Here is a 19,857-nt window from a genome sequence, read left to right as displayed (position 1 = left end):
ACGGCACGCACGGCACTTCCCGAGACTCGTCCCATGGAGGAAGCCAGGAAGGTGCACATGGGGAAGCGGCCTGTTCCGCCGCCGGAGGAGTCCACGGAACTCGCGGAGTCGGCATGGGGCATCGTGCTCTTCTGCGTCGGCTGCGGTGCCGCCGCCGGCGCGCTGCTCCCCCTCCTCGCCCGCTTGCTGCTGAAGCTGCCGTGGGCACCGCTTGAGGGCCCCGCCGAACTGCTGACCTCGATCCCGGAACCCGCCCTCACCCTCGGCACGGTCGCGGTGGGCACGCTCGGCGGCCTGCTGCTGGGCCTCGCCGCCGCGCACGATGCGCTGTCGGTCCGCGTCTCCGGCACGCACCTGGCCCTGACCATCAGGGACGCCACGCAGGAGTTCACCCGCAAGGAGATCGGGGTGCTGTTCAGGGACGGCAAGGAACTCGTGGCGGTGGCCCCGGACGGCATGGAACTGGCCCGCGAGCACTGCGGCCTGCCCTGGCCACGCCTGGCCGACACCCTCACCGAGCACGGCTACCGCTGGGCTGAGGAGGACCCGTACCGCGCCCAGTTCCGCCGCTGGGTCCCCGGCACCCCCGGGCTTCCCGAGGGCGCGGACGCCCTCCTCAGGGCACGCGCCGAGGCCCGCAAGAGCGACGACGACGCCGAGGACGCCCGGGAGCTGCGCCGCGAGCTGCTGCGGCTGGGCGTGGTCGTACGGGACGAGGAGAAGCGGCAGTACTGGCGTCCCGCCCGGCAGGACTGAGCAGCCGTACCGCTCACGGAGTGCAGGCCTCGGCGATGGACAGGCTGTTCTCGTACAGGTGGTGCCGGGTGATCCGGCCGTCCTCGACGGTGAGGCGCAGCGCGAACGGCCCTTCGAACGACTTCCCCGTCGCCCGTACGGTCCCCGACACGTGCCCCGTGAGCACGGCGTCGGTGCCGTCGACGAGGAAGGCGTCGAGGGAGGCCCGGGCGTCCTCGGGCACGGTGTGCTCCATCAACTCCGTGAACTGCGCTGCGCATTCGGCGGCGGTGGACCGGGGCCGGATCCACGGGACACCCGGGTTCTCGGCGAGCACCCAGTCGACCTCGTCGGCGAACAGCTCGACGAGCCGCTCGGTGTCCCCGGCGAGCCGCGCGGTGAGGAACGCCTGCACGACGGCGCGGGTGGACTCGGCGACGGAAGCCGGCTTCACCGGGCTGGAGTTGACGGACATGGCACTCTCCTCGCGACTACGGCCGGACTCCGGACGGTTTTCGTGGGAACGTGACCGATCCTGCCGGTGATGGGAAGACAGGTCGATTACCCGGGGGGTAATGAGCGACAGCCGGGACGGGGCACGGGATCGTCATTGCCCGACGCGGCCGTCGATCAGCTCGCGCAGCAGGTCGGCGTGGCCGCAGTGCCGCGCGTACTCCCCGATCTGCGCCACCAGGACGTCGCGGAGCTGGACCTGCCCACCGGGTTCGGCCCCGAGGTCGGAGTACCCGGCGTTCGGGGTGGCGAGGTCGGTGACACCGGCCAGATACCGGTCGGTGAGCTCCACCTCGGTCCGCCACCGCCGCCACGCCTCGGCCACGACCGCCGGGTCCGCGACCGCGCCGTTGAAGTCACCGTCCCGGTCCTCGTCGGTGCGGTACAGCTTCGGCGCGTCCTCCCCGGCCATCACCCGCCGGAAGTGCCGCTCCTCCTCGGCCAGATGCCGCACCAGCCCGAGCAGCGACATGCTGGACGGCGGCGCGGACCGCCGGGCCATCTGCTCCGCGTCCAGCCCCGCGCACTTCATCTCCAGGGTGAGGCGATAGTGCCGCAGGTTCTCCAGCAACGCCCCACGCTCATCGACGACCTCGACCTCGCTCTCGCGCGGGTCGTCGTCCGGATCCACCCACATATCGGGATAGACGGTCGCCCGCGTCCACCGAGTCGCCGCTGCTGCCGCTCGTTCACTGACGTGCTCATGCGAGACCATGCGGGGATGGTGACGGCACGGGACGGGTTTGGCCACCGAATATCGGGAGCCGCAGGGGGGCGCCCCCCTGCGGGGGAGCGAACGACTACTCAGACGAGCCGCTTACGACCCCAGAAGAAGAGGAACGCCACGACGCCGGCGGTCAGGGCGAACAGAATCGACGCCCCGAACCACTGCATACCGCTCATCTGCGACATGGGGATGTAATCCATCGACGCGCCGACGATGTCCGCCTTCTTCATGCACAGCTCAATCCCCTGCTCCGCCGGCGCATCCGCACACGTGTTCAAGTCGACCAGCTTTCCGCTGCCGGTGAGGTACGAGGTGTCGGCCAGGTACGCGGTGCGGGGCACCTCCGGAAAGGTGATCACGGTGCCGGGGCTGACCGGCTTGCTGGTGACCGTGACGATGTTGCCGAGCGAGATCGCGAAGTGGCCCCAGACCATCTGGAGGGCGACGGTGAAACCGAGGGTCACGACCATGGCCACCAGCGTGCGGCGCAGCACCACACCGATCAGCACCCCGCCGGACACGGAGAGGAGGGTGAGGGCGACGGGCACCGGGCCCGTGGTGTTGAAGAAGTCACTGGAGGTCCAGTCGATGCCGGTGTTCTCGGACTTGATGGGGCTCCACCACCAGGCGAACACAGCCGACAACGTGACCGTGCTCACCGTGACCACCAGCCCGGCCAGCCCCAGCTTCGTGGCGAGCCAGCGGTTGCGGCTCACGGACTGGGCGGCGATCAGCTTGGCCGTGCCGTTCTCCAGGTCGCCCGCGAGCAGTGGGGCGCCGATGAGGACACCGAGTATGACGGGGATCGCCGTGAGACCGGTGGTGACGGAGTGGAACGCGTCGACGTACGGCTGGAATTCCCGCTCCGCATCGTCGAGGTTCTTGGCAGGAAAGCCGTAGCCGTCCAGGAAGTCCATCATCTGGCCGCGCTGGTAGACGATCCAGGCCACGCAGAGCACGGTGGCGGCGATGATGGTCCAGAACGCGGCCCGGTGCTGGTGCCAGACCAGCCAGGTCATACCGCTGAGGCGGGGGCGCCGGGTGGCCTCGGTGGTGGTCGCGCTCCTGGCCCCGTGCCCGGGTCCGGTCTTGGTTGCGTTCATTGTCCCGTTCATCGTCCGGTTCGTTGTCCCGTCCTTGCCGTCGGTCGAGGGGCTGGTGAAGGTGCTCATGCCGCCACCGTCCCGGTGCCGAACGCCTGGCCCTGGACCTGGGCGGTGGGGGTGATCAGCGGTGGTGCCTCGGGGGAGCGGAGATAGGCGAGCAGGAGTTCCTCCATGCTCGGGGCGGCCACCTCCCAGGGGCCGGTGACCGGGCCCTCCGGGCGGATGAGCGCGGTGAACTGCCGTCCGCTGGTCCGGGACTCGACGAGGGTGTGGTACCCGAGGCCGGCGGGCAGACCCTCGCCCTCCCTGACCCCGGTGACCACGGCGTGCACGGTCATCAGCTCGTCCACGTCACCGGCGAGGCGCACTCCGCCGCCGGAGACGACGACGAGGAAGTCGCACACGTTGTCCAGTTCGGCGAGGACGTGGGTGGACATCAGCACGGTGGTGCCGCGCTCACCGGCCTCGGCGAGGAGGGTGCCCATGAGTTCGTGGCGCACGACCGGGTCGAGGTCCGACATCGGCTCGTCGAGCAGTAGCAGGTCGGGGCGCTTGCCGAAGGCGAGGGCGACGGCGACGCGGGTGCGCTGGCCGCCGGAGAGGGTGCCGATCTTCGCGTCGAAGGGCACGTTGCCCGCGCGGACGATGTCCTCGGCGGCGCGCTGGTCCCAGCCGGGGTTCAGCTCCCGCCCCAGCCGCAGGGTCTCCGCCACGGTGAAGCGACGGAACAGCGGCTTGTCCTGCGCGAGGAAGGCCGTACGCCGACCGGACTCCACCGAGCCCGGCGCCTCTCCGAACAGACTGAGCGAGCCCTGCGTCGGCTTCAGGACATGGGCCGCGATGTTCAGCAGCGTGGTCTTGCCCGCCCCGTTGGGGCCGACCAGCCCGCAGATGCTGCCCGCCGGGAGCCGGAAGGTGCAGTCCCGCAGCGCCCAGCCCCGCCGGTAGCGCATCCCCAGTCCGTGCGCCTCGAGCGCCGGCTCCCCCGCGTACATGACGTCACTCACCTGTGCTCCTGGTTGTCGTGGCCCCCATGACCGCCGTGGTCCCCGGGGCGAACTGCTTCTCCAGCGCCGACGCGACCAGTGCGGCCACGTCCTCCTGCTCCAGACCGGCCCCGGCCGCCTTCGACATCCACGCCACCAGCTCCCCGTACAGCGGCGAGTCGGTGCCCGTCTCGGGCCGGCCCAGCGTGCGGCGTACGAAGGTGCCCTGGCCCGGTCGCGGTTCGACCAGTCCCTCGCGCTCCAGCTCGCGGTACGCCTTGAGGGTGGTGTTCGGGTTGACCGCGCTCGTCTCGGCGACGTCCTTGGCGGTGGGCAGCCGGTCGCCCGGCACGAGTACGCCCAGCCGCAGGGCCTGCTTGGTCTGCTGCACGATCTGCTGGAAGGCGGGGACCCCGCTCCGCCTGTCGATGCGGTACTCCACGGCCACCACTCCCTTCCATCATCATTCCACTACTTGATTAGTGGAGTGATGATGGAAGGGAGTGACGGCAGTTGTCAACGGGGTCCGGGAACGGGCGGCGCGCTCTGTGCGAGTGCTGGATCCCGAAACGGCTGCAAACGCAAGAGGCCCCCCACCGCGACAAGGTCGCAGGTGGGGGGCCTCTTGGCGCTGCTTACTTCTTCTTGCCCTGGTTCTTGACCGCCTCGATGGCCGCCGCGGCCGCCTCCGGGTCGAGGTACGTCCCGCCCGGGTTCACCGGCTTGAAGTCCGCGTCGAGTTCGTAGGACAGCGGGATGCCCGTCGGGATGTTGAGGCCCGCGATGTCCGCGTCGGAGATGCCGTCCAGGTGCTTGACCAGGGCGCGCAGGCTGTTGCCGTGGGCGGCGACCAGGACCGTGCGGCCGGTCAGCAGGTCGGGGACGATCGAGTCGAACCAGTACGGGAGCATGCGGTTGACGACGTCCTTGAGGCACTCCGTCTGCGGGCGCAGCTCCGGCGGGAGGGTCGCGTAGCGCGGGTCGGAGAACTGGGAGTACTCGGCGTCACGGTCCAGCGCCGGCGGCGGGGTGTCGTAGGAGCGGCGCCACAGCATGAACTGCTCCTCGCCGAACTCGGCGAGCGTCTGGGCCTTGTCCTTGCCCTGGAGGGCGCCGTAGTGGCGCTCGTTCAGGCGCCAGCTGCGGTGGACCGGGATCCAGAGGCGGTCGGCGGACTCCAGGGCGAGCTGCGCGGTGCGGATGGCGCGCTTCTGGAGCGACGTGTGCACGACGTCGGGGAGCAGGCCGGCGTCCTTCAGCAGCTCGCCGCCGCGCGTCGCCTCCTTCTCGCCCTTCGCGGTCAGGTTGACGTCCACCCAGCCGGTGAACAGGTTCTTCTCGTTCCACTCGCTCTCGCCGTGGCGGAGGAGGATCAGCTTGTACGGTGCGTCGGCCATGCCTCAGAGCGTAATCCACGCATTCGCCCGTTCGCGTGGCTGCCCGGCAGGCGGACGTTTGACGGGTTCTGTTAATTGAGTGGCCTCCGTCAACCGACGCTTTGTAATTTGTGACCCCTAAGCGCGCCGCTTACATCCTTGCGCCCTGGGGGGAGCCCATGTCGTCCATGCCGTACGCCGTGCGGGCCGGACGTGCCGTCCGGGAGACCGTCTCCGGCATGCCCCGCGAGTTCTGGTGGCTGTGGACCAGCACCCTCGTCAACCGGCTCGGCGCCTTCGTCGCGACGTTCATGGCGCTGTACCTGACGCTCGACCGCGGCTACTCCGCCACCTACGCCGGTCTGGTCGCCGCCCTGCACGGGCTCGGCGGGGTGATCTCCTCACTGGGCGGCGGCGTGATGACCGACCGGCTGGGGCGGCGGCCGACACTGCTGATCGCGCAGGCCTCGACCGCCCTGTCCGTCGCGCTGCTGGGATTCGTGCGCGATCCGGTCGCGATCGCCGGCGTCGCGTTCCTCGTCGGCATGGCCAGCAACGCGTCCCGGCCCGCGGTGCAGGCGATGATGGCGGACATCGTCCGGCCCGAGGACCGTATCCGCGCCTTCTCCCTCAACTACTGGGCCATCAACCTCGGCTTCGCCATCTCCTCCATGGCCGCCGGGTTCATCGCCGAGGTGAGCTATCTCGCCGGGTTCCTGATCGAGGCGGGGATGACGATGGTCTGCGCGATCGTCGTCTTCCTGAAGCTGCCGGAGTCCAGGCCCGCCGAGACGGTGAAGACGCCCGCCGATACGGCGAAGACGCCCGCCGCCTCCGACGGCTCCGTCAGCCTCCGGACCGTACTGCGCGACCGGCGCTTCATGAGCGTCGTCGGGCTGTCCTTCCTCGTCGCGGTGATCTTCCAGCAGGGGTCGGTGGGCCTGCCGGTGGCGATGGGCGAGGCCGGGTTCACGCCCGCCGAGTACGGCATGGCGATCGCCGTGAACGGCGTCCTGATCGTCGTACTCCAGATCCCGGTCACCCGGTTCATCGAGCACCGCGACCCCCGCCGCCTGCTCATCGTCTCGTCCGTCCTCGCGGGGTACGGCTTCGGACTCACCGCCTTCGCCGGGTCGGTCGGCGTCATCGCCCTCACGGTGTGCGTGTGGACGCTGGCCGAGATCGTCAACGCCCCCACGCAGACCGGCCTGGTCGTCCGGCTCTCCCCGCTCCACGGGCGCGGGCGCTACCAGGGGATGTACACCATGTCCTGGTCCGTCGCCGCGCTCGTCGCCCCGCTGATGTCCGGGTTCGTCATCGACCGGTTCGGGGCGGAGTGGCTGTGGGGAATGTGCGCGGTGGTGGGGACCCTGGCCGGGCTGGGGTACGGGGCGTTGATGAGGCGGCTGCCGGAGGAGGAGCAGCCGGTCGAACCCGATCCGGCTGCTCCCGCTGAGCCGGCTGCTCCCGCTGAGTCGGCCGGGCCTGCTGCCGGGGCCCTCAGAGCTCCCTGAGACCGGCCGACCGCACTGCTTCACCTCACTGGACGGTCAACGGCACCGGGTGGATCTCGTCGGCCTTGTGTCCCGCGCGTTCGTGGATGCGCTGGACCGCTTCCGCGGAGGGCGCTTCGGAGAGGCAGTACACCAAGCCGGACTCCGGGTCCGCCCAGGCCCTCTCGAAGTGCACCTTCTCGTCCCCTTCTATGGCGAGGTCCGCGTTGTGGGCCTCGCGCAGTTGCTCTTCCGTGATGCCCTTCATGCTGTGGTGGACATCCATGAACTTGGCCATGACGTCGCGCCTCCTTCCAGGTACCCGGCGGTACGCCGATACGGCGGACGTACTTCCATGGTCCGCCCGTACGGGCTCGGAGGCGAGCACAACGCCGCAGGGCCCCGGCGGCGAACCACCGAAGCCCTGCTGGTCGTACGAAGGTGCCGGCGTCAGCCGCACTGGCAGGGGCTGCCCGACTGGCATCCGCAGCCGCAGCCCGAGCCGCAGCCGCACGCGGCGACCAGGGGCAGGTTCCTGATCTGGGCGGGCTGCTCGGTCTCGCGCTCCTGCGTGGGGTCGGGCGTGGTACTGGGGGATTCGGCCATGGGTCCCTCCTCGAGGCTGGTGCCTGTGCCCATTGGATGCCCGCTCCGCTGGGCGCATCAACGGCGCACAGAGGCGCCCACGCGCCCCAGCCGATCCCCGCCCGGCCCTTTCACGCCCTGGCGGGACCGCCCTCAGGACAGGCGGGGCGGGCAGGGCCCCGCAGGGCCCCGCCGCACCGGACGTCAGGCGCTCTCCGCCCCCGTCACCGCCTGGATCTCCGGCTGCCCGTCCGTCTGGAGCTCGTCCGCGTGCTCACCCGTCACCAGGTACACCACCCGCTTGGCGACCGAGACCGCGTGGTCGGCGAACCGCTCGTAGTAGCGGCCGAGCAGCGTCACGTCCACGGCCGTCTCGATGCCGTGCTTCCAGCGGTCGTCCATCAGGTGCTGGAAGAGGGTGCGGTGCAGCAGGTCCATCTCGTCGTCGTCCTGCTCCAGCTGGAGCGCCAGGTCGACGTCCTTGGTGATGATCACCTCGGCGGCCTTGGCCATCAGGCGCTGGGCGAGCTGGCCCATCTCCAGGATGGTGGCGTGCAGGTCGCTCGGGACCGCGCGGTCCGGGTAGCGCAGGCGCGCGAGCTTCGCCACGTGCTGGGCGAGGTCGCCCGACCGCTCCAGGTCGGCCGACATGCGCAGCGACGTGACGACGATGCGCAGGTCCGTCGCCACCGGCTGCTGCCGCGCCAGCAGGGCTATGGCCCGGGCCTCCAGGTCGTGCTGGAGCTCGTCGACCTTCTGGTCGGCCTCGATGACGTTCTCGGCCAGCTTCAGGTCGGAGTCGAGCATGGCGGTGGTGGCGCGCCCGATCGCCGAGCCGACCAGCCGGGCCATCTCCACCAGACCGTCGCCGATCGAGTCCAGTTCCTCGTGGTACGCGTCCCGCATCAGGCTTCCCTCTCGTGCGTCTGTGTCGGGGGTTCAAGGGCCGGGGCCCACCGAACAACCGGCGGTACGACCGTCGTACAACCAACGGTCCGAACCCCACGCTCCCACGTTCCGGCCCGTACGCGTCCGTTTCCGTCATCCCAAATGAACCAATACTGGCTCCAAGGTGAACTCTGGGCGACGAGTGTTCGAGCTCGCTGCCCGACGGCTGTGGCCCGTGCCCGAGCCATGCCTAACCTGGGGGCATGGACGTGAACGCGGCGGTCGCCGCAGCGGCAGCGATCGCCGGGGTGCTCACCGGCGTGATCGCCATGCTGGCGTTCCGCTGGAGTGAGCGTGAGCAGAAGCGCCCCACCCGGACCTCCCTGCACACGGACCCGGTGCTGCCACCGGGCGTGGACACCGTCCTGTCGGTCCTCAGGTCCTCCGCCGTCGTGCTCGACGAGGCGGACGCGGTGGTCAAGGCCAGCTCGGCGGCGTACGCCCTCGGCCTGGTCCGCGGTGGCAAGCTCGCTGTCGAGCCGATGCTCCAGATGGCCCGGGACACCCGGCGCGACGGGGAGATACGCCAGGTCGAGCTGGACCTGCCGCGGCGCGGCACCGGACGCGGGGAGGCCCTGGCCGTCTCCGCGCGGGTCGCGCCGCTCGGCTCCCGGCTGGTGCTGCTGCTCGTGGAGGACCTCACCGAGGCCCGCCGGATCGAGGCGGTGCGGCGCGACTTCGTCGCCAACGTGAGCCATGAGCTGAAGACGCCCGTCGGCGCCCTCTCCCTGCTGTCCGAGGCCGTCATGGACGCCTCCGACGACCCCGAGGCCGTCGAGCGGTTCGCCGGGCGCATGCAGATCGAGGCCACCCGGCTCACCAGCCTGGTGCAGGAGCTCATCGACCTGTCGCGGGTGCAGAACGACGACCCGCTGGAGGACGCCGAGCCGGTCCGCGTCGACGAGCTCGTCGCCGAGGCCATCGACCGCTGCCGGCACCAGGCCGGCACCAAGCAGATCACCATGGCCGCCGGCGGCACCGCCGACCTGGCCGTGTGGGGCAACCGCGGCCAGCTCGCCGCGGCCCTCGGCAACCTCGTCGAGAACGCCGTCAACTACTCGCCCGCCCGCACCCGCGTCGGCATAGCGGCCCGCAGGGTGAACGCCCCCGGCGGGGAGCACATCGAGATCGCCGTCACCGACCAGGGCATCGGCATCTCCGACAAGGACAAGGAGCGCATCTTCGAGCGCTTCTACCGCGTCGACCCGGCCCGCTCCCGTGCCACCGGCGGCACGGGACTCGGGCTGGCGATCGTGAAGCACGTGGCCGCCTCGCACGGCGGGGAGGTCACGGTGTGGAGCGCCGAAGGCCAGGGCTCCACCTTCACCCTGCGGCTGCCGGAGGCCGGTGCGGCCCGCGACCGCGCACATCAGCAGCCCGCCCGATCAGAACGCGCAGGAGGCGCGGGCCTCGACGAAGAGGCCGGGCGGTCCACCCCCACATCCCCCGAATCAACCGCGTACGAAACGCTTCCCGCCCCGGAGGTCCTTCCGTGACCCGAGTGCTCGTCGTCGAGGACGAGGAGTCCTTCTCCGACGCCCTGTCGTACATGCTCCGCAAGGAGGGCTTCGAGGTCGCCGTCGCGACCACCGGGCCCGACGGACTCGACGAGTTCGAGCGCAACGGCGCCGACCTCGTCCTCCTCGACCTGATGCTGCCCGGTCTGCCGGGCACCGAGGTCTGCCGCCAGCTGCGCGGCCGCTCCAACGTCCCCGTCATCATGGTGACCGCCAAGGACAGCGAGATCGACAAGGTCGTCGGCCTGGAGATAGGAGCCGACGATTACGTCACCAAGCCGTTCTCCTCGCGCGAGCTCGTCGCGCGCATCCGGGCCGTGCTGCGCCGCAGAGGCGAGCCCGAGGAGGTCACCCCGGCCGCGCTGGAGGCCGGCCCGGTCCGCATGGACGTCGACCGGCACGTGGTCACCGTCGGCGGCACCAAGGTCGACCTGCCGCTGAAGGAGTTCGACCTGCTGGAGATGCTGCTGCGCAACGCCGGCCGCGTGCTCACGCGCATGCAGCTCATCGACCGCGTCTGGGGCGCCGACTACGTCGGTGACACCAAGACCCTGGACGTCCACGTCAAGCGCCTGCGCGCCAAGATCGAGCCGGACCCGGGCGCCCCGCGCTACCTGGTGACGGTCCGCGGCCTGGGCTACAAGTTCGAGCCGTAAGCCGGCGCAGGCACCACGAAGGGCGGGACCTCTCCTCGGAGAGGTCCCGCCCTTTCGCTACGACTGTTCGCTGTTCCGCGGGGCTCAGTGCCCGGCGCCGGCCGTCGCGCTCGCGGAGGCCGCGTCGGTCGGCGTGGCCGACGACTCGTGGCCGCCCGGCGTCTCGCCCGCGGCGGGGCTCTCGGTGCCGGCCGGTGAACCCGAGGGGCTGCCCGACGGCGAACCGGACGGGGACGCCGAGGCGCCCGGCGCGGCCGGCACCTCGGTCGGGCCCCACTCGGCGAAGTAGTGCTTCGCGGGGACGACGAACGCGCGCAGGCTCACGTCGCCCGTCTTGCTGAAGGTGAAGGTGACCTTCTGGGCGTTGCCGTCCTGGACGGCCTCGCGGCTGCTCGGCACGATGGCGGTGGCGTTGTCCTTGCCGCCCAGGACCAGCGAGCCGTGGGCCGGGATGCTCAGGCTGCCGCCCTTGGCGGGCTTCAGCTCGACCTGCTTGCCGGTGCCCGGCAGGGTGATGGACTCCAGCGTCTCGGCGGTGCTGCCGGAGTTGAAGAAGGTGGCGGAGATCGCGGCCGGGCCGGTCGACTCGAGGTCGGGCTGCGTGATCACGATCGCGTTCTGGACCTTGATGTTGCCGACGCTCGTCGCCGCGTTGTCCGGCTTGATCTCGAGGGTCTGCGCGTTGTTGCCGGCGCCGCACGCGGCGAGCGAGGCGACGGAGAACGCGATGGCGGCCGCGGCGAGGACGCCGCGTCGAAGGCTGCTGCTCACGGCGGCGGCAACTCCTTGACTCGAGCGGAGCGGCCGATAAAGCCGCCCTAAGTGTCTGTCAGCAGGCCACAGGTTACCGAGCCGTTCCCGCCCGGCCGCACCCGACCCCCCGGCACCTGTGGTCCCACAGGAGTCACAACTGACACCTGGGGCACATTGGCCGGGTGTTCGTCCGGCATTCACATAAGAGCCTCGGGCGGCAGCGCGAATTTTCCGTGAAGGAATGCGCGGGTGACCTCGGAATTGATCACCGACGGCACGCCCGGACGCCCGGTGATCAATTCCGGATTCGACCGGAACCCGGCTCGGGCCACCGAACGGAGTAGCGGAAGTCGATCATACGGAACCGGACATATGGGACTGTTCGGCCGCTTGGAGGAGGCTCCGGATGTGTGTAACGTACGCGTTTCGCTCGGCCCGGAGAGCGGCTCCGACCTGCGAATACCTTCTTCCATCCCCTGTCCGAAGCACGTTCCTGTTGGACTTGTCAAGCCCCGAGATATGCCCTGACCTGCGAAAACGCCATTCAGAACCCGCGGTTTCCGTGTTACCCTGGATAGCCACGGAAGGGGTACCTGTCACATGACGTTCAAGGTTGGCGACACCGTGGTCTATCCCCATCACGGGGCCGCGCTGATCGAGGCTATCGAAACTCGCCAGATCAAAGGCGTGGACAAGACCTACTTGGTGCTGAAGGTCGCCCAGGGTGACCTGACAGTGCGTGTGCCAGCGGACAATGCGGAGTTCGTCGGCGTGCGTGATGTGGTCGGTCAGGACGGGCTGGACCGGGTCTTCGAGGTGCTGCGCGCGCCGTACGCCGAGGAGCCCACGAACTGGTCCCGTCGTTACAAGGCAAACCTGGAGAAGCTCGCCTCGGGCGATGTCATCAAGGTCGCGGAAGTGGTGCGTGACCTGTGGCGTCGTGAGCGTGAGCGCGGACTCTCCGCCGGTGAGAAGCGCATGCTCGCCAAGGCCCGCCAGATCCTGGTGAGCGAGCTCGCCCTCGCGGAGAACACCAACGAGGACAAGGCCGAGGCCCTGCTCGACGAGGTTCTCGCCTCCTGAGGCGAAGCCGGTCGCTCAGCACTCTGCTGATCAACTCTGCACATCGAAATGCCGCGGTGCCCGATGACGATTCTCTGTCGCCGGGCGCTGCGGCATGTTCGTACTCGGATGCCCAATGCGCCGTCACCGCCGGATGTGTTATCACTCACGATCCGGTGCTTGGCGTGCCGGGCCCGGGCAGCCGGCTCGACCAGCGTCACGGAAGGGTCCGGTCGAGCGCGTCGCGCCCGGCACTCCTCCAGGCCATACCCACGCCAGGGCAACACACAAACCTGACAGGAACCGATGTCTGACGATTCCCGCCCCACGCCGTCGGCCGCCCCCTCGGCAGCCCGTACGGCGGCCGTGATCCCGGCCGCCGGCCGTGGTGTCCGGCTCGGCCCGGGCGCCCCCAAGGCGCTCCGCGCGCTGGGCGGCACTCCCATGCTCATCCACGCGGTCCGCGCGATGGCCGCCTCCCGCGCCGTTTCGCTGGTCGTCGTCGTGGCCCCGCCCGACGGTGCCGCCGAGGTCAAGTCGCTGCTCGACGCGCACGCGCTGCCCGAGCGGACCGACTTCCTCGTCGTACCGGGCGGACGGACCCGCCAGGAGTCCGTGAGGCTCGGCCTGGACGCGCTGCCGCCCGGCCACGACATCGTGCTGGTGCACGACGCGGCCCGGCCGCTGGTGCCGGTGGACACGGTCGACGCCGTGATCGAGGCCGTCCGCGAGGGCGCCCCGGCCGTGGTCCCGGCGCTGCCGCTCGCCGACACCGTCAAGCAGGTCGAGCCCGCCCAGGCCCCCGGCGAGCCGGAGCCGGTGGTCGCCACGCCGGAGCGCGCGCGGCTGCGGGCGGTGCAGACACCGCAGGGCTTCGACCGGGCGACGCTGGTACGGGCGCACGAGACGGTCACCGGGGACGTCACCGACGACGCCGGCATGGTCGAGCAGCTCGGCCTCACGGTCGTGGCGGTGCCCGGCCACGAGGAGGCGTTCAAGGTCACCCGGCCCCTGGACCTGGTGCTCGCGGAGGCGGTCCTGGCCCGCAGGAGGCTCAACGATGGCTTCTGACGCGATGCCCGGGATGCCGCTGCCCCAGGTCGGCATCGGCACCGACATCCACGCCTTCGAGGAGGGGCGCGAACTGTGGTGCGCCGGCCTGAAGTGGGAGGGCGAGGGGCCGGGCCTGGCCGGCCACTCGGACGCGGACGTCGTCGCGCACGCCGCGTGCAACGCGCTGTTCTCGGCGGCCGGCCTCGGCGACCTGGGACAGCACTTCGGCACGGGCCGCCCCGAGTGGTCCGGCGCGTCGGGCGTCACGCTGCTGACGGAGGCGGCCCGGATCGTCCGCGAGGCCGGGTTCCGCATCGGCAACATCGCCGTACAGGTGGTGGGCCCGAGGCCGAAGATCGGCAAACGGCGGGACGAAGCGCAGAAGCTCCTGTCGGAGGCGGCGGGAGCACCGGTGTCGGTGTCGGGGGCGACGACGGACGGCCTGGGCTTCCCCGGGCGCGGCGAGGGCCTCATGGCGGTGGCGACGGCGCTGGTCGTGCGAGTCGGGTGAACGACACTGCCCCACACACCCCCCACGGCCTACTACCCTGGTCCCGTGACTATTCGCCTGTACGACACCAGCGCCCGGCAGATCCGTGACTTCTCCCCGCTCAAGCCGGGTTGTGTCTCGATCTACCTGTGCGGTGCCACCGTGCAGGCCGCACCCCACATCGGGCACATCCGGTCGGGTCTGAACTTCGACATCATGCGCCGCTGGTTCGCGTACCGCGGCTACGAGGTGACGTTCATCCGCAACGTCACGGACATCGACGACAAGATCATCGCCAAGTCGGCCGACCAGAACCGCCCCTGGTGGGCCATCGGCTACGAGAACGAGCGCGCGTTCAACGACGGCTACCACGCCCTCGGCTGCCTGCCGCCGACCTACGAGCCGCGGGCCACGGGCCACGTGACCGAGATGGTCGAGATGATGCGCGGCCTCATCGAGCGCGGGCACGCCTACGAGGCCGACGGCAACGTCTACTTCGACGTGCGCTCCTTCCCGGAGTACCTGGCGCTGTCCAACCAGGAGCTGGACAACCTCCAGCAGCCGTCCGGCGCCGGCGAGACCGGCAAGCGCGACCCGCGGGACTTCGCCATGTGGAAGGCGGCGAAGCCGGGGGAGCCCAGCTGGGAGACACCTTGGGGCCGCGGCCGCCCGGGCTGGCACCTGGAGTGCTCGGCGATGGCGCACAGGTACCTCGGCACCGCCTTCGACATCCACGGCGGCGGCCTCGACCTGGTCTTCCCGCACCACGAGAACGAGATCGCCCAGGCCAAGGCCTACGGCGACGACTTCGCCCAGTACTGGGTGCACAACGCCTGGGTCACCATGAGCGGCGAGAAGATGTCCAAGTCGCTCGGCAACTCGGTCCTGGTCAGCGAGATGGTCAAGCGCTGGCGCCCCATCGTGCTGCGCTACTACCTCGGCACCCCGCACTACCGCTCGATGATCGAGTACAGCGAGGAGGCGCTGCGCGAGGCCGAGTCGGCGTTCGCGCGGATCGAGGGCTTCGTGCAGCGCGTGGTGGAGAAGGCCGGTGCCGTCGAGCCGGCCGCCGAGGTGCCGCTGGCCTTCGCCGAGGCGATGGACGACGACCTGGGCGTGCCGCAGGCGCTCGCCGTGGTGCACACCACGGTCCGGCAGGGCAACAGCGCGCTGGCCGCCGACGACAAGGAAGCCGCGGTGGCCCGGCTCGCCGAGGTCCGTGCCATGCTCGGCGTCCTCGGGCTGGACCCGCTCGACCCCCACTCGGCCGGGGAGAGCGACCGAGGCGAAGACCTGCACGGCGTGGTCGACACGCTCGTCCGCATGGTCCTCGACCAGCGCGAGGCCGCCCGGGCCCGCAAGGACTGGCCCACCGCGGACGCCATCCGGGACCAGCTGAGCCAGTCCGGTCTGGTCATCGAGGACAGCCCGCAGGGACCGCGCTGGAGCCTCGGACCGCGCTGACCCGATCGCGATCCGGAAGATCGATTGTGCCGCCCGGGCCTCCGGGCGGCACACTTCATAGTCGTAGTACGTCACCGCACCCACAGACAGGTAGGTCATGGCAGCCAACAACCGCCGCATGTCCGGCAAGAAGGGCGCGCAGGTCGGCAGTGGCGGCCAGCGGCGCAAGGGCTTGGAGGGCAAGGGCCCCACTCCGCCCGCCGAGATGCGCAAGGGACACAAGAAGAACCGTGTCGCCAACGCCAAGGCGCGGCAGACGGCCCGCCGCCCCGCGCCCCGGGGCCGCGGCGGCAAGTCCACGTCCGAGCTGGTCGTCGGCCGCAACCCGGTCTACGAGGCGCTGCGCGAGGGCGTGCCCGCCTCCACGCTGTACGTCCAGCAGTTCATCGACAACGACGAGCGCGTCCGTGAGGCCCTCCAGCTCGCCGCCGAGCGCGGCGGGATCAACCTCATGGAGGCCCCCCGCCCCGAGCTCGACCGGATGACGAACGGGCTGAACCACCAGGGGCTCGTGCTCCAGGTCCCGCCGTACGAGTACGCCCACCCGCAGGACCTCGCCGAGGCCGCCCTCGACGACGGCGAGGACCCGCTGATCGTCGCGCTCGACGGTGTCACCGACCCGCGCAACCTGGGCGCGGTCGTCCGCTCCGTCTCCGCCTTCGGGGGGCACGGCGTCGTCGTACCCGAGCGGCGGGCCGCCGGGATGACGGCCGGTGCCTGGAAGACGTCCGCCGGCACGGCCGCCCGTACGCCCGTCGCCCGCGCCACCAACCTGACGCGCGCGCTGGAGGCGTACAAGAAGGCCGGCATCGTGGTCGTCGGACTGGCCGCCGACGGTGAGGTCGAGCTCGGTGAACTGGAGGCCCTGGGCGGGCCCGTCGCCATCGTCGTCGGCAGCGAGGGCAAGGGACTGTCCCGGCTGGTCGGGGAGACCTGCGACTTCCGGGTGCGGATCCCGATGCCGGGCGGCGCCGAGTCGCTCAACGCCGGTGTGGCGGCGGGGATCGTGCTCTACGAGGCGGCCCGCCGACGCGCCTGAACAGGCGTCTGCCGCCTCACCCGTACGGGTTAATTCCGGTGACAGCAGGGCGATGAGGACAAGCTTGACGGGGTCCGGACAGATCCGGCGAGTCAAAGCAGTGTCCTATCCGGACGTCACTCGGTTAGATGAGTGTGGACACCAGAACACCCCGCACACCCACGGGGGACCGCTCGTCGGGACTCGACGACGCTCCCGCGCTGAGCATGGTGAAGGTGCCGAGCGACCCGGCGCAGGTCATCGTCAATCACGCGAGTTTCCGCGTGCAGTTGGGCGTCTCGACGCGTCGCGTCCAGTCCCCCCGGGTCGCACGGCATCTGACCGCCAGCGAGGACACCGCCCGCATCCCCGTCGTCACCGCCGGGGGCGCGGCGGACGGGGCCACCACCCGCCGCCGGCCCGTCGTCTGGAGCGGCAAGTCCGCGCCCGACGACACCGGCGCGCACCGGCTCCTCCAGGCCGTCCGGCACGAGAGCGTCCGCCACCCCGACGAGTCCGCCACGGACACCGGGGCCACCCAGGTCATCTCCCGCGTGGGCACCGACCCGCAGGGCCCGGGCTACGGCGCCGGATACCCGGGCGGCGGCTACGGCGGCACCGGCTACGAGGGCGACGGCCACCAGGACGAGCTCACCCAGACCGTCGAGACCCCCGTCATCGGCCCGCAGCGCACCCACGATCCCGCCGACGGCACCCGACTGCTGCCGCCGATGCGCACGGTGGGCAGCGCCTACGAGGAACCCGCCTACGAGGGCGGGCAGTTCGAGGAACTCGCCGCCGAGGCGGACGACACCGAGCGGCCCGCCAAGCGTCACGGCGACGACCCGGCACGGCACGCCTACTACCCGGGCCGCCGGATGAACCTCGGCGTCGTCCTGCTCCCGCTGCGCGTCTTCCTCGGCTTCATCTCCATCTACGCCGGCATGGGCAAGCTGTGCGACCCCGTCTACTTCGACGGCGGCAAGCGCGGCTCCATGGTCAAGTGGCTCAACACCCTGCACCCCTGGGAAGTCGCCGAGCCGCTGCGCCAGTTCGCCCTGGAGCACCCGATCGGCTCCGGACTGGTCATCGCCTTCGCCCAGGTCGTCGTCGGCGTCCTGACGGTCCTCGGCTGCTGGCAGCGCGTCGCCGCCTGCTTCGGCGCCCTGCTCTCGGCCGCGCTGCTGGTCACCGTCAGCTGGAAGAGCGTCCCCGTCTACGAGACCCCCGACATCATCTACCTCGCCGCCTGGTCCCCGCTGATCATCGCCGGCGCCCCCGTCTACTCCGTCGACGGCCGCCTGGCCGGCAGCGCCTGGCGCCGTCTCGGGCCCCGCGCCGACATCTGGGACCTGCGCCGCTACGTGCTGCGCCGTGGCGCCCTCGTCACCGCCGTCGCCACGGGCCTCACGCTGCTCGTCGGCTCACTGCTCGGCGGCGCCGTCCGCGACGCCGACCGGGTCGTCGTCCCCGGCCCGGGCGAGGCGCCGCGCAACGAACTGCCCGGCTCCCCGCTCCCGGGCGAACCCGGCAAGCGGCACGACAGGCGGACCCCGTCGGCCTCCTCCTCGCCCACCCAGGGCGCCACGGCCGGCTCGGCCAGCCCCAGCGCGGGGACCACGACCAGGCCGGGTGCCACCCGGAACGCCGGCACCGTCACCGGCGGCTCGCCCAGCCAGACGCAGGGCAGCGCGGGTCAGGCCCCGCCCCGGCAGTCCTCCCCGGCCGGTCAGGCCCCGAGCACCACCTCGGGCCCCACCTCCGGCGGCACGGGCTCGACCGGCGGCACGGGCTCGACCGGTGGCTCCGGCGACGGCGGCTCCTCGTCCACGGGCCGGCCGGGCCTGGTGGGCGGCCTGCTGGGCTAGCGGACAGAGCAGGTGGCGAAGGGCCCCGCACCGTGAAGGTGCGGGGCCCTTCGCCGCCTTGGGGGCCCGGGCTTCTCAGCGCCCAGAAGCCGCCAGCTCCTTCGCGGCCTCGGTCAGGTCCTTGGCCGTGTCGATCGCACGCCAATACGACCCCTGAGGGATCGTGAACCCGGCCAGCCGCCGCTCGCGGGCCAGTCGCGGGAACGTCGTGCGCTCGTGGTCCCCCCGGTCCGGCAGCAGCCCCGCGAACTCGGGGGAGAAGACGTACACACCCGCGTTGATCTCGAAGGTCGACGGCGGGGCCTCGATGAAGTCCGTGATGCGGCCGAAGCCGTCCGTCTTCACCGCGCCCCACGGCAGCCGGGGCCGGGCCAGGGCCAGCGTCGCGACGGCGTCCCGCTCGGTGTGGAAGTCCGCCATGTCACGCAGCGAGAACCGGGTCCAGATGTCGCCGTTCGTGGCGTACCAGGGCTGGTCCGGGTGGGGAAGATGCGCGGCGGCGTACTTCAGGCCGCCACCGCGGCCGAGAGGCTCCGACTCCACGACCGTGGTGACGGAGACGGGCAGATCGGCCGTCTCCAGCCACTTCTGGAGCACCTCGGCGAGGTGGCCGCAGGAGACCACCACGTCCGTCACGCCCTCCTCGGCGAGCCAGGACAGCTGATGGCCGATGATCGGAGTCCCCGTCCCGGGGATCTCGACCATCGGCTTGGGCCGGTCGTCGGTGTACGGACGGAGCCGGGAGCCCTGGCCACCGGCCAGAACGACGGCTTGAACGGGGCGGGACGCGGCGCTCGGATCGCTCATGAGACCGAACTGTACGTGGCGTCCCGCCCGGGGCCGCGGCGGACGAGGGTTCTCGCGTCAGCCGCTGCCGGCTTCTTACCTCTCTTGTCCGGCGGCAGGGCGGGGTGCTCAGCTGTGCGCGGCCGCGACGCCCGTGGCGAAGGCGGTGTCGCAGACCGGGCGGGCGTAGGACTGGGCGCGCGTCGGGCCGTAGACCCGGACGGCGGCCTCGCCGAGGGCGCGGGCGATGGACGCGCAGTGCTTCGCCAGCGACGGGCGGCCGTTGACGGCCTGCTGGAGATGGGTGAGGGCGACGCCCGGGTTCTCCTCCTGGAGCTCGGTCAGCAGTGTGTCGCGCAGGACGTCCTGCGGCGCGCGCTTGGCGGCCCGCGGGGTACCGGCGGACGTGCTGGTGTCCGCGGCGGTGAGCACCGGGTCGGAGGTGCTCCCCGACCAGTTGACTCGGGTGACCGCGAGGGTCCCGGAGAGCACCAGGACGACGGGCAGGACGAAAGCGAGGGTGCGGCCGATCCGGCGGGCGGGGCCCCGGCCGCGTCGCGTCTGTTGGTTAGTGGAGTGCTTCACGCGTGTGAGGGTAGCGCGGGGTAATGGTTTGTAGACATTTAGTCACCGGTTCGGGGGATGAGAGAGTGCCCATTTTTGGGTAAGGCGTTGACGCACGCCGCTCGAAACGTCCGGTCTGCCGGGGTATTTGTCGACA

Annotated in this window: 22 protein-coding genes; 10 read left to right on the top strand and 12 right to left on the bottom strand. The window is 71.1% G+C overall.

All coding sequences use genetic code 11. From position 1 onward, the window contains the following. Window positions 1-33 precede the first annotated feature (33 nt). Window positions 34-756: a hypothetical protein gene (locus GTY47_RS12010; RefSeq protein ID WP_102514845.1), complete on the top strand. Its 723-nt coding sequence runs from the start codon at window positions 34-36 to the stop codon at window positions 754-756. Window positions 757-769: 13 nt separating this feature from the next. Here the strand turns inward: GTY47_RS12010 and GTY47_RS12005 are convergent, their stop codons facing one another. From GTY47_RS12005 to GTY47_RS11980, 6 genes are all read right to left on the bottom strand, one after another. Beyond that, complete coding sequence (locus GTY47_RS12005) at window positions 770-1,210, bottom strand: nuclear transport factor 2 family protein (RefSeq protein WP_010036127.1); 441 nt, start codon at window positions 1,208-1,210, stop codon at window positions 770-772. A 132-nt stretch (window positions 1,211-1,342) separates the two neighbouring features. After that, window positions 1,343-1,963, bottom strand: coding sequence for a DinB family protein (locus GTY47_RS12000; protein ID WP_029180914.1), 621 nt, complete (start codon window positions 1,961-1,963; stop codon window positions 1,343-1,345). 89 nt (window positions 1,964-2,052) lie between these two features. Next, window positions 2,053-3,147 (bottom strand): ABC transporter permease subunit, encoded by a 1,095-nt coding sequence (locus GTY47_RS11995; protein ID WP_010036123.1) that lies wholly within the window; start codon window positions 3,145-3,147, stop codon window positions 2,053-2,055. After that, entirely contained in the window at window positions 3,144-4,088 is a 945-nt protein-coding gene (locus GTY47_RS11990) for an ABC transporter ATP-binding protein (RefSeq protein WP_029180913.1), read from the bottom strand. Before GTY47_RS11990 ends, GTY47_RS11995 begins: the two co-directional genes overlap by 4 nt. Next, window positions 4,081-4,509: a GntR family transcriptional regulator gene (locus tag GTY47_RS11985; protein ID WP_029180912.1), complete on the bottom strand. Its 429-nt coding sequence runs from the start codon at window positions 4,507-4,509 to the stop codon at window positions 4,081-4,083. The genes GTY47_RS11990 and GTY47_RS11985 overlap by 8 nt, the downstream gene beginning before the upstream one ends. Window positions 4,510-4,702: 193 nt before the next feature. Then, the gene (locus tag GTY47_RS11980) at window positions 4,703-5,464 is read right to left on the bottom strand and encodes a phosphoglyceromutase (RefSeq protein ID WP_010036108.1); all 762 of its coding nucleotides are present in this window, start codon (window positions 5,462-5,464) and stop codon (window positions 4,703-4,705) included. A 167-nt stretch (window positions 5,465-5,631) separates the two neighbouring features. Between GTY47_RS11980 and GTY47_RS11975 the strand changes: the two genes are divergently transcribed. Continuing rightward, complete coding sequence (locus GTY47_RS11975) at window positions 5,632-6,957, top strand: MFS transporter (protein ID WP_040902745.1); 1,326 nt, start codon at window positions 5,632-5,634, stop codon at window positions 6,955-6,957. Window positions 6,958-6,982: 25 nt separating this feature from the next. Here the strand turns inward: GTY47_RS11975 and GTY47_RS11970 are convergent, their stop codons facing one another. The 3 genes from GTY47_RS11970 to phoU all read right to left on the bottom strand — a co-directional run bounded on the left by GTY47_RS11970 (window position 6,983) and on the right by phoU (window position 8,427). Beyond that, window positions 6,983-7,234 carry an SCO4226 family nickel-binding protein gene (locus tag GTY47_RS11970; protein ID WP_010036098.1) on the bottom strand — a complete coding sequence of 84 codons (252 nt, stop codon included), beginning with the start codon at window positions 7,232-7,234 and terminating at the stop codon, window positions 6,983-6,985. A gap of 152 nt (window positions 7,235-7,386) precedes the next feature. After that, window positions 7,387-7,542: a hypothetical protein gene (locus GTY47_RS40185; RefSeq protein WP_173937275.1), complete on the bottom strand. Its 156-nt coding sequence runs from the start codon at window positions 7,540-7,542 to the stop codon at window positions 7,387-7,389. A 183-nt stretch (window positions 7,543-7,725) separates the two neighbouring features. Then, entirely contained in the window at window positions 7,726-8,427 is a 702-nt protein-coding gene (phoU, locus tag GTY47_RS11965) for a phosphate signaling complex protein PhoU (protein ID WP_010036094.1), read from the bottom strand. A gap of 245 nt (window positions 8,428-8,672) precedes the next feature. Here phoU and GTY47_RS11960 point away from each other — a divergent pair, with 245 nt between their 5' ends. Both GTY47_RS11960 and GTY47_RS11955 read left to right on the top strand, forming a co-directional pair. After that, window positions 8,673-9,965, top strand: a complete 1,293-nt coding sequence (locus GTY47_RS11960; RefSeq protein ID WP_010036092.1) for an ATP-binding protein — start codon at window positions 8,673-8,675, stop codon at window positions 9,963-9,965. Further along, entirely contained in the window at window positions 9,962-10,642 is a 681-nt protein-coding gene (locus GTY47_RS11955) for a response regulator transcription factor (RefSeq protein ID WP_004929857.1), read from the top strand. The genes GTY47_RS11960 and GTY47_RS11955 overlap by 4 nt, the downstream gene beginning before the upstream one ends. Window positions 10,643-10,726: 84 nt before the next feature. Here the strand turns inward: GTY47_RS11955 and GTY47_RS11950 are convergent, their stop codons facing one another. Continuing rightward, the gene (locus GTY47_RS11950) at window positions 10,727-11,413 is read right to left on the bottom strand and encodes a hypothetical protein (protein WP_010036091.1); all 687 of its coding nucleotides are present in this window, start codon (window positions 11,411-11,413) and stop codon (window positions 10,727-10,729) included. A gap of 582 nt (window positions 11,414-11,995) precedes the next feature. Here GTY47_RS11950 and GTY47_RS11940 point away from each other — a divergent pair. The 6 genes from GTY47_RS11940 (at window position 11,996) to GTY47_RS11915 (ending at window position 18,350) form a co-directional block, all read left to right on the top strand. Continuing rightward, complete coding sequence (locus tag GTY47_RS11940) at window positions 11,996-12,478, top strand: CarD family transcriptional regulator (protein WP_003953493.1); 483 nt, start codon at window positions 11,996-11,998, stop codon at window positions 12,476-12,478. Window positions 12,479-12,763: 285 nt separating this feature from the next. Next, complete coding sequence (gene ispD / locus GTY47_RS11935; protein ID WP_010036041.1) at window positions 12,764-13,528, top strand: 2-C-methyl-D-erythritol 4-phosphate cytidylyltransferase; 765 nt, start codon at window positions 12,764-12,766, stop codon at window positions 13,526-13,528. Then, window positions 13,518-14,021: a 2-C-methyl-D-erythritol 2,4-cyclodiphosphate synthase gene (gene ispF / locus GTY47_RS11930; protein WP_029180911.1), complete on the top strand. Its 504-nt coding sequence runs from the start codon at window positions 13,518-13,520 to the stop codon at window positions 14,019-14,021. Before ispD ends, ispF begins: the two co-directional genes overlap by 11 nt. 45 nt (window positions 14,022-14,066) lie before the next feature. After that, window positions 14,067-15,464, top strand: a complete 1,398-nt coding sequence (gene cysS / locus GTY47_RS11925; RefSeq protein WP_010036036.1) for a cysteine--tRNA ligase — start codon at window positions 14,067-14,069, stop codon at window positions 15,462-15,464. 97 nt (window positions 15,465-15,561) lie between these two features. Continuing rightward, complete coding sequence (gene rlmB / locus GTY47_RS11920) at window positions 15,562-16,503, top strand: 23S rRNA (guanosine(2251)-2'-O)-methyltransferase RlmB (protein WP_010036029.1); 942 nt, start codon at window positions 15,562-15,564, stop codon at window positions 16,501-16,503. 128 nt (window positions 16,504-16,631) lie between these two features. Then, entirely contained in the window at window positions 16,632-18,350 is a 1,719-nt protein-coding gene (locus tag GTY47_RS11915; RefSeq protein WP_029180910.1) for a DoxX family membrane protein, read from the top strand. 75 nt (window positions 18,351-18,425) lie between these two features. On the opposite strand, the gene GTY47_RS11910 is transcribed toward GTY47_RS11915, so the two are convergent. Both GTY47_RS11910 and GTY47_RS11905 read right to left on the bottom strand, forming a co-directional pair. Next, the gene (locus GTY47_RS11910; protein ID WP_010036026.1) at window positions 18,426-19,157 is read right to left on the bottom strand and encodes a nucleotidyltransferase family protein; all 732 of its coding nucleotides are present in this window, start codon (window positions 19,155-19,157) and stop codon (window positions 18,426-18,428) included. Between the two features lie 108 nt (window positions 19,158-19,265). Beyond that, entirely contained in the window at window positions 19,266-19,721 is a 456-nt protein-coding gene (locus tag GTY47_RS11905; protein WP_010036025.1) for a hypothetical protein, read from the bottom strand. Window positions 19,722-19,857 lie beyond the last annotated feature (136 nt).

This window comes from Streptomyces sp. SID5464 (assembly GCF_009862985.1).
In the GTDB taxonomy this organism is placed as follows: domain Bacteria; phylum Actinomycetota; class Actinomycetes; order Streptomycetales; family Streptomycetaceae; genus Streptomyces; species Streptomyces chartreusis_D.
Note: the sequence above shows the minus strand (reverse complement) of the source record. Positions and strands in the feature narration are given on the sequence as shown.